At 71.9% G+C, this 8759-nt stretch carries 6 protein-coding genes and 1 other RNA gene; 1 reads left to right on the forward strand and 6 read right to left on the reverse strand.

All coding sequences use genetic code 11. The features are described from left to right. Positions 1–26: 26 nt before the first annotated feature. The 6 genes from EDF31_RS07155 to ffs all read right to left on the reverse strand — a co-directional run bounded on the left by EDF31_RS07155 (position 27) and on the right by ffs (position 7852). The gene (locus tag EDF31_RS07155) at positions 27–1514 is read right to left on the reverse strand and encodes a malate:quinone oxidoreductase (RefSeq protein WP_131845674.1); all 1488 of its coding nucleotides are present in this window, start codon (positions 1512–1514) and stop codon (positions 27–29) included. A 105-nt stretch (positions 1515–1619) separates the two neighbouring features. Next, the gene (locus tag EDF31_RS07160; RefSeq protein WP_131845675.1) at positions 1620–2672 is read right to left on the reverse strand and encodes an aspartate-semialdehyde dehydrogenase; all 1053 of its coding nucleotides are present in this window, start codon (positions 2670–2672) and stop codon (positions 1620–1622) included. Between the two features lie 32 nt (positions 2673–2704). Further along, on the reverse strand, positions 2705–3970 hold the full coding sequence (locus tag EDF31_RS07165) for an aspartate kinase (RefSeq protein ID WP_131845676.1): 1266 nt from the start codon (positions 3968–3970) through the stop codon (positions 2705–2707). Positions 3971–4086: 116 nt separating this feature from the next. Further along, complete coding sequence (recR, locus tag EDF31_RS07170; protein ID WP_111084231.1) at positions 4087–4686, reverse strand: recombination mediator RecR; 600 nt, start codon at positions 4684–4686, stop codon at positions 4087–4089. After that, positions 4686–7502, reverse strand: coding sequence for a DNA polymerase III subunit gamma and tau (locus tag EDF31_RS07175; protein ID WP_131845677.1), 2817 nt, complete (start codon positions 7500–7502; stop codon positions 4686–4688). The genes recR and EDF31_RS07175 overlap by 1 nt, the downstream gene beginning before the upstream one ends. 253 nt (positions 7503–7755) lie before the next feature. Beyond that, an RNA gene (ffs, locus tag EDF31_RS07180) (signal recognition particle sRNA small type) lies at positions 7756–7852 on the reverse strand. A gap of 37 nt (positions 7853–7889) precedes the next feature. On the opposite strand from ffs, the gene EDF31_RS07185 reads away from it, so the two are divergent. Beyond that, on the forward strand, positions 7890–8564 hold the full coding sequence (locus EDF31_RS07185) for an SDR family oxidoreductase (RefSeq protein ID WP_131845678.1): 675 nt from the start codon (positions 7890–7892) through the stop codon (positions 8562–8564). The last annotated feature ends 195 nt before the right edge of the window (positions 8565–8759 follow it).

Consider the following 8759-nt stretch of genomic DNA (forward strand, 5'->3'; position numbering starts at 1 on the left):
TCGAACGGGCCGCAAGCCGGAGCTGGTCAGTGGTGCAGGCCGAGCACCTTCGCCGTGCGCTCGAGGGTGGCGTCGGCCAAGGCGGGGTCGTCTCCGAGGTCCTGCCCGTAGGTCGGGACCATCTCGTGGACGGCGTCCTGCCAGCCGTCCCACCGGTCGGGGAAGCACTTCCGGAGCAGGCCGAGCATGATCGGCACCGCGGTCGACGCCCCCGGCGACGCCCCGAGGAGCCCGGCGATCGAACCGTCGGCGGCCGTGATGACCTCGGTGCCGAACTGCAGCACCCCGCCCTTGTCCTTGTCCGGCTTGATGACCTGCACCCGCTGGCCCGCGATGATCTTGTGCCAGTTCTCGGGCTCGGCGCTCGGCATGAAGTCGCGCAGCGCGTCGAACTTGGTCTGCTTCGAGGCGAGCAGCTGGCCGATCAGGTAGCGCACCAGGTCGAAGTTGGAGAACGCGACGCTCAGCATCGGGCGCAGGTTGTGCGGTCGGATCGACTTGAACAGGTCGAGCAGCGACCCCTGCTTCAGGAACTTCGGGCTAAACCCGGCGTACGGCCCGAACATCAGCGACGCGTTGCCGTCGACGATGCGGGTGTCCAGGTGCGGCACCGACATCGGCGGCGCCCCCACGCTGGCCTTGCCGTAGACCTTGGCTGCGTGCTTCTGCACGACCTCGGGATCGTCGGTGCGCAGGAACTCGCCGGAGACCGGGAAGCCGCCGTACCCACGGATCTCCGGGATGCCGGACTTCTGCAGCAGCTGCAGGGCCCCACCGCCGGCACCGACGAAGACGAACTTCGCGGCGATCTTCTGCGTCGACCGACCGACCTCGTTCAGGACGTCGAGCGCCCAGCCGTCGAAGTCCTTGCCCCGCGAGATGTTCTTGACCTGGTGGTTCGGTTCGAACTCGAGCCCGTCGAGCTCGAGCTGGTCGAACAGCTGCCGGGTGAGCGACCCGAAGTCGACGTCGGAGCCCGCCGCCGAGTAGGTCGCCGCGATCGGCTGGTCCTTCTTGCGACCGGGGATGAGCGCGGGCGCCCACTTGCGGATCTGGGCGGGGTCGTCGGAGAATTCGATCCCGGCGAACAGCGGGTGCCCCCGCATGGCCTCGTACCGCTTGCGCATGTACTCGACGTTGTCCGCGCCCCAGACGAAGGAGATGTGCGGGGTCGGGTTGATGAAGTTGGACGGGTCGGGCAGCGTGCCGATCTCGACCAGGTGCGACCAGAACTGCCGCGAGACCTGGAACTGCTCGTTGACCGTGACGGCCTTCGCGATCTCGACGCGACCGTCGGCGAGCTCGGGCGTGTAGTTCAACTCGCAGAGCGCGGAGTGCCCGGTGCCGGCGTTGTTCCACGGGTTCGAGGACTCCTGCGCGACGGCGCCGAGACGCTCGTACACGCGGATCCTCCACGAGGGCTCGAGCCGGTGGATGATCGCGCCGAGGGTGGCGCTCATGATGCCTCCCCCGACGAGGACGACATCGATCGGGTCCACCTGCTTCACTGCCACCCGTCGATCCTACCGGCGTCGACCGACAGGCCGGTCAGCCGCGCGCGGTGACCGTGCGGCCGTGCCGCTCCGCGGCGACTCTGCCGCTCCGCGGCGACGGTACGGCTACGCGGCGACGGTGCGGCGCGCGACGATCGCCTCGGCGATCTGCACCGCGTTGAGCGCTGCACCCTTCCGCAGGTTGTCGTTGCTGACGAACAGTGCGAGCCCACGCCCCTCGGGTGCGGACTGGTCGGCACGGATGCGCCCGACGAACGCGGGGTCCTGGCCGGCGGCCTGCAGCGGCGTCGGCACGTCCGACAGCTCCACGCCCGGTGCGCTCGACAGGATCTCGGTCGCACGCTCGGGCGACAGCGCACGCTCGAACTCGGCGTGCACCGAGATGGAGTGGCCCGTGAAGACCGGCACTCGCACGCACGTGCCGGCGACGAGCAGGTCGGGGAGCTCGAGGATCTTGCGGCTCTCGTTGCGGAGCTTCTTCTCTTCGTCGGTCTCCCCCAGGCCGTCCTCGACGATGCTGCCGGCGAGCGGCACGACGTCGAAGGCGATCGGGCGGACGTACTTGACCGGCTCGGGGAACGTCACGGCGGAACCGTCGTGGGTGAGCGCTGCGGTGTCCTGCTCGAGGGCGGCTCGCGCCTGGCCGAGGAGTTCCTCGACGCCGGCGAGCCCGGAGCCGGAGACGGCCTGGTACGTCGTCGCGACCAGACGGCGGAGCCCGGCCTCGGTGTCCAGCACCTTGAGCACCGGCATGATCGCCATGGTGGTGCAGTTGGGGTTCGCGATGATCCCCTTGGGGGCCTGGTCGATCGCGTGCGGGTTGACCTCGCTCACGACGAGCGGGACCTCGGGGTCCATGCGCCAGGCGCTGGAGTTGTCGACGACGAGTGCCCCGGCGGCGGCGAACTTCGGCGCGAGGGCCCGCGAGGCGGTGGCACCGGCCGAGAACAGGGCGATGTCGATGCCCGACGGGTCGGCCAGCTCGGAGTCCTCGACCACGATCTGCTCGCCGCGGAACGGCAGGGTCGTGCCGGCGGACCGGGCGCTCGCGAAGAACCGGACCTGGTCGGCCGGGAACGCGCGCTCTTCGAGCAGACGACGCATCACGGCGCCGACCTGTCCGGTGGCGCCGACGACGGCGACGGTGAGGGTGCTCATGCGGTGCTCCTGGTTCAGCGGGTCAGCGTGGGTCAGCGGCCGGTGCCGGCGTGGACGACGGCTTCGGCCTCGGCGTCGAGGTCGAACGCGTTGTGCACGACCCGCATCGCCTCGTTGAGGGTGTCGGCGCGGGTGACGACCGAGATGCGGATCTCCGAGGTGGAGATCATCTCGATGTTGATCGACGCGTCGTGCAGCGCGCGGAAGAGCTTCGCCGAGACGCCGGCGTTCGTGCGCATGCCGGCACCGACCAGGGCGAGCTTGCCGATCTGGTCGTCGTACTGGATGCTCTCGTAGCCGATGTCGGACTTCGCGACCTCGAGCGCCGTGAGCACGGTCTGGCCCTGGTCCTTCGGCAGGGTGAACGAGATGTCCGTCCGCCCGGTCGACGCTGCCGACACGTTCTGGACGATCATGTCGATGTTCGCCCCGGCGCGTGCGACGTTGGTGAAGATCTCGGCGGCCTTGCCCGGCTGGTCCGGGACGCCCACGACGGTGATCTTCCCCTCGGAGAGGTCTCCGGCGATCCCGGTGATGATCGGTTCTTCCACGGTTTCCCCCTCGGCAGGGTTGTAGACGATGGTGCCCTCGGTGTTGTTGAACGAGGACCGGACGTGCAGGGTGACGCCGTGCCGGCGGGCGTACTCGACGGCACGGATGTAGAGGACCTTGGCGCCGGACGCCGCGAGCTCGAGCATCTCCTCGCTCGTGATGCGGTCGACCTTGCAGGCCTTCGGCACGACCCGAGGGTCGGCGGTGAAGATGCCGTCGACGTCGGTGTAGATCTCGCAGACGTCGGCGTCGAGCGCGGCGGCGAGGGCGACGGCCGTGGTGTCCGAGCCGCCCCGGCCGAGCGTGGTGATCTCGCCCGTCGTGCGGTTGAACCCCTGGAACCCCGCGACGATCGCGACGTGGCCGGAGTCGAGCGCCTCGCGCACGCGCTTCGGGGTGACGTCGACGATGCGCGCCTTGCCGTGCTGCGCGTCGGTGAGCATGCCCGCCTGGCTGCCGGTGTACGACGAGGCTTCGACCCCGAGGCTCTTGATCGCCATCGCGAGCAGCGCCATCGAGATGCGCTCCCCCGCGGTCAGGAGCATGTCGAGCTCACGGCCGGCGGGGATCGGGGTGACCGAGTGCGCCAGGTCGACGAGTTCGTCGGTGGTGTCGCCCATGGCCGACACCGCGACGACGACGTCGTTGCCGGCCTTCTTCGTCTCGACGATCCGCTTCGCCACGCGCTTGATGCTCTCGGCGTCCGCGACGGAGGATCCACCGAACTTCTGCACGATCAAGGCCACTGGCTGGTACTCCCGGAGACGGCGACACCGCGAGGTCACGCGGTCTCACAATGGTAGTCGGTGTTTCGAGGATGTTGCGTGCGAGCCGCCCCACACGCAACGATCCTGCGTGGGGCTCAGCCGCCGACGACGCGACGGCCCTCGAACGCGCGGCCGAGCGTGACCTCGTCGGCGTACTCGAGGTCGCCGCCGACCGGCAGGCCCGAGGCCAGCCGGGTCGTCCGGATGCCCATCGGGACGAGCAGCCGGCTCAGGTAGGTCGCCGTCGCCTCGCCCTCGAGGTTGGGGTCGGTCGCGATGATGACCTCTTCGACCGTGCCGTCGGCCAGGCGCGTCATGAGCTGCTGGATCCGCAGGTCGTCCGGGCCGATGCCGTCGATCGGGCTGATCGCGCCACCGAGCACGTGGTAGAGCCCGCGGAACTCACGGGTGCGTTCGATCGCCGCGACGTCCTTCGCCTCTTCCACCACGCAGATCGTGGCCGGCGACCGGCGCGGGTCGCGGCAGATGCTGCACTGGACGTTCTCGGTGACGTTGCCGCAGATCTCGCAGAAGCGCACGCGCTCCTTGACGTCCGCCAGCAGCTCGGACAGCCGCGACGGGTCGAACGACTCGGTCTGCAGGATGTGGAACGCGATGCGTTGCGCCGACTTCGGGCCGATGCCCGGCAGGCGACCGAACTCGTCGATGAGGTCCTGGACGATCCCGTCGTACATCAGGCACCATCCTGGTGGAGAGCGGTCTCCTCGATGAACTGGGCATTGAGGATCTCACGCACGACGGCCTCGCCGTAGCGACCGGCGACCGGCGCACGACGCGCCGGTGGTGCGGTCCGCGGCGCGGCCGGCGGGGCGGTCTGCGCGCGCGGGGCGGTCGGCGCCTGCGCGGGCGCTGCAGCCGATCGGCCGTGACCGGGGTCCGGGAACGGCGCGCCGTCGTCGTACGGTTCGTCGTCCAGCGGGTAGTCGTCGACGGGCACGCCCGGTACGACGGGTCCTCCGGGAGGCGCGGCGACCGTCGACGACGCCGCCTGCGGTCCGACGTCGGTCGGCTCCACCCCCTGCGGTGCGGTGGCACCGGCGGGTTGCGCTGGCGCCTCGGACCGGGGCTGCTGCGGGTCGACGGACTCCGCCGGGGCGACGGGCGCGGCGGCCGGAGCGGTGCCGAAGGGGGCCGCCCAGCCGGGTTCGACGGACTCGGGCACGGCGTCGGCGGTGGGGTCGCTCGCGGGGATCGTCGCGACCGCCCAGTCGGTGACGGGTGCGCCGGACGGTGCGGGCGCCTGCGCCGGGGCGGGTGCCTGCGCGGGAGCGGGTGCCGACGCAGCAGCGGGAGCCGACGCCGACGCCGGAGCGGGTGCCTGCGCCGGACGGGGCTCCGGCTCGGTGGCGGCGGGACCGGACTCCGGCGTGGACGCCGCGGGTTCGGGTGCCGCCGTCGTGTCGGGCGCTGCGGAGGCGGCGGCCTCAGCAGGGGCGGCCGGACCGTCCCCGGTGGCTGCAGCGGCCTCGGAGGCCGGGGCCGGGGCCGACGTCGGAGCGGGCGCGGCGGACTGCGGCGCCGACGACGTCTGCGGCTGCGGCTGCGACTGCGGCTGCGCCTGCTCAGCGGGCTGGCTCGCCGGCGCCGGACGGCCGACCGGGGCGGACGGCTGCTGCGTGGGAGCCGGGGTGCGCTGTTGACCAGGGCCTCCGGGACCGCGGGCGACGAACTTCACGCGGAGCCCGATGACGTCCATGATCGCGGCGCGGAGCAGTTCGCTCACACTGGCCGAAGGGTCGGACATCTCCTTGAACGAGGCGACGTCCTGCTGGCTCGGGAAGGTCAGGGTCAGCACGTCGTCGCGCAGCGCGGTCACCTGTGCGGTGACGACCACCGACCACGCCGACCGCTTGGCGTGCTGCACGTGCTCGACGATCTGCGGCCAGGCGTCGCGCATCTGCTGGAAGCCCACGGCGCCGACGGTCCGGACCGCCGGCTCGTCACCGATCGTCGTGCCCTGGCCCGTGGACGAAGCACTGACTCGTTCGGTGGTCGGAGCAGCGGGCTCGGGAGCGCTCGGGACGGCTGCGGCCCAGGAGGCTGCGGCGTCACGTGCCGCACTTCCGGCGGCGGACTGCGCCGCCGCAGCCGCGTTCGCCGACGCCGCGGCGGGAGCCTGCTGCGCGGCGGGCTCCTGCTGCGCCGCCGGCGCCTGCTGGACGGCCGGGGCCTGCTGGGCGGCGGGGATCTGCTGCGCTGCGGGCTCCTGCCGACGCGGTGCCGCAGCCGACGACGGGGCCGGTGCGGGCGCCGTGCTGGTGGCGGCCGGCTGGGTGGACCCCGGCGCCGCGACTGCGCCGGACGGTGCCTGGTGTCCGCCGGCGTCCCCGACACCGACGCGGCGCTCGAGCCGCTCGACCCGGGCGAGGGCACCGCGCTGGGTGTCGTCGGCCTCGGGCACGAGCATGCGCGCCGTCATGAGCTCGAGGTGCAGCCGGGGCGAGGTCGCTCCGGTCATGTCGGTCAGCGCCTTGTTCGCGATGTCCGCGCCACGGGACAGCCCGGTGGCACCGAAGACACCGGCCTGCCGGGTCATGGTGTCGAGCTCGTCCGGCGAGACACCGCGCAGGACCGCTGCGGCGCTCTCGTTCGTCGCCGCGACGACGATCAGGTCGCGCAAGCGCTCGAGCAGGTCCTCGACGAACCGACGCGGGTCCTGACCGGTCTGAACGACCCGGTCGATCGCAGCGAAGGCGGAGGCCGGGTCGGCCACGGCGAGGGCGTCCACGACGTCGTCGAGCAGCGCGGCGTCGGTGTAGCCGAGCAGGGCGACCGCGCGTTCGTAGGCGATCGCGCCGTCTTCGCTGCCGGCGATGAGCTGGTCGAGCAGGGACAGGGTGTCGCGGACGGAACCGCCGCCGGCGCGCACGACCAGGGGCAGGACGCCGGGTGCGACCGTCACGGACTCCTGCGTGCAGAGCTGCTCGATGTACTCGAGCATGACGGCGGGCGGCACGAGCCGGAACGGGTAGTGGTGGGTGCGCGACCGGATGGTGCCGATGACCTTCTCCGGCTCGGTCGTCGCGAAGATGAACTTGACGTGCTCCGGCGGTTCTTCGACCAGCTTGAGCAGCGCGTTGAACCCCTGCGGGGTGACCATGTGCGCTTCGTCGAGGATGAAGATCTTGTAGCGGTCGCGCGCGGGGGCGAACACGGCGCGGTCACGGAGGTCTCGCGCGTCGTCGACACCGTTGTGGCTCGCGGCGTCGATCTCGATGACGTCGAGCGAGCCGCTGCCGTCACGGGCGAGCTCGACACAGCTCGGGCAGACGCCGCACGGAGTGTCGGTCGGCCCCTCGGCACAGTTGAGGCACCGCGCCAGGATGCGGGCCGAGGTCGTCTTGCCGCAGCCGCGCGGGCCACTGAACAGGTAGGCGTGGTTGACGCGGTTGGTGCGGAGCGCCGTGCGGAGCGGGTCGGTGACCTGCGACTGCCCGATGAGCTCGGCGAAGTTCTCGGGCCGGTAACGGCGATACAGGGCGGTGACCACGCGACCAGGGTAGCCGGGACGACCGACACCCGCGTGCCCCTCCACAGGTCCACGGGCACTGGACCGGACCGCCTGCGCGGGCTGGGCCGAGCGCACGGACGGCACCGCGCCTCCCGGCCGACACGGGGTCGGACAGGAGGCGCGGTGCGGGACGCTGCTCGGGCTCAGCCGCGGCTCCCCCTGCGGAGACAGAAAAGACTCCCCACGCACCCGCGCCGGAGACGGACACAGCCCCGGCTCCCCCCGCGGAGACAGAAAAGACTCCCCACGCACCCGCCAGAGCCCGGCTACCCTTGCTGCGTTTCCGCCCTGGGGGAGTTCACCTGGATGGCGTCACGTGAGGAGCCGCCGACAACTCTACCGGATGCGACCGGGCAGGATTGACACATGAAGATCGCCATCGCCGGAGGACACGGCCAGATCGCACTGCTCCTCGCCCGCCAGATCACCGACGCCGGACACGACGCCGTCGCGATCGTCCGCAACCCCGCACACGTCGCCGACGTGGAGCAGCAGGGCGCCACGGCGATCGTCGCGGACCTCGAACAGCTCGGCGACGACGACCTGGCACTGCGCCTCCGGGGGGTCGATGCCGTGGTGTTCGCCGCCGGCGCCGGGCCGAACAGCGGTGCGGAGCGCAAGCTCACCGTCGACCGGGACGGCGCGATCCTGCTCGCGGACGCCGCGGAGCGCGCGGGCATCGACCGGTACGTGATGGTGTCGGCGATGGCGGCGGACACCTACGACCCGGAGGCCGCGGTGGTCCCCGCGAAGGACGACGCCGCCGTGTTCCAGGTCTACCTCCGGGCGAAGGCCGAGGCCGACGCGAACCTTCGCGCCCGACGGCTGCGGTGGACGATCGTGCGTCCGGGAGGCCTGCTCGACACCCCACCGCAGGGGACGGTCGACGTCGGGCGCACCGTGCCGCGCGGCTCGATCCCCCGTGCCGACGTCGCCACGGTCGTGCTGCACGCGCTGCTCGACGACTCGGCCGTCGGGGTCCAGTTCGAGGTCACGAGCGGGAACACGCCGATCCCGGCGGCCCTCGACGCCCTGTCCTGAGGCGCGCGCACCGTGCGCACCTCGTCACCCCGTGCGAGCTTGCACGCTCCGTGCCGCGCCACAAGCGCGCACCCAGCCACCAACCCCGCACCAGCCCACCCAGGCCGCACCGTGCCGTGACCGCGACACAGCGCCGGACGGGAGGCACGGCGCCAGCCCGCCCCGCGCCTCCCGTCCGCACCGTGCGCACCTCCT

The sequence above is a fragment of the Curtobacterium sp. PhB142 genome (assembly GCF_004341255.1).
Classification (GTDB): domain Bacteria; phylum Actinomycetota; class Actinomycetes; order Actinomycetales; family Microbacteriaceae; genus Curtobacterium.

Excerpts from the sequence above, each read along its gene's own strand:
- recR (WP_111084231.1), bottom strand. The coding sequence starts at position 4,686 with ATGTACGACGGGATCGTCCAGGACCTCATCGACGAGTTCGGTCGCCTG.
- EDF31_RS07160 (WP_131845675.1), bottom strand. The coding sequence starts at position 2,672 with ATGAGCACCCTCACCGTCGCCGTCGTCGGCGCCACCGGACAGGTCGGC.
- EDF31_RS07185 (WP_131845678.1), top strand. The coding sequence starts at position 7,890 with ATGAAGATCGCCATCGCCGGAGGACACGGCCAGATCGCACTGCTCCTC.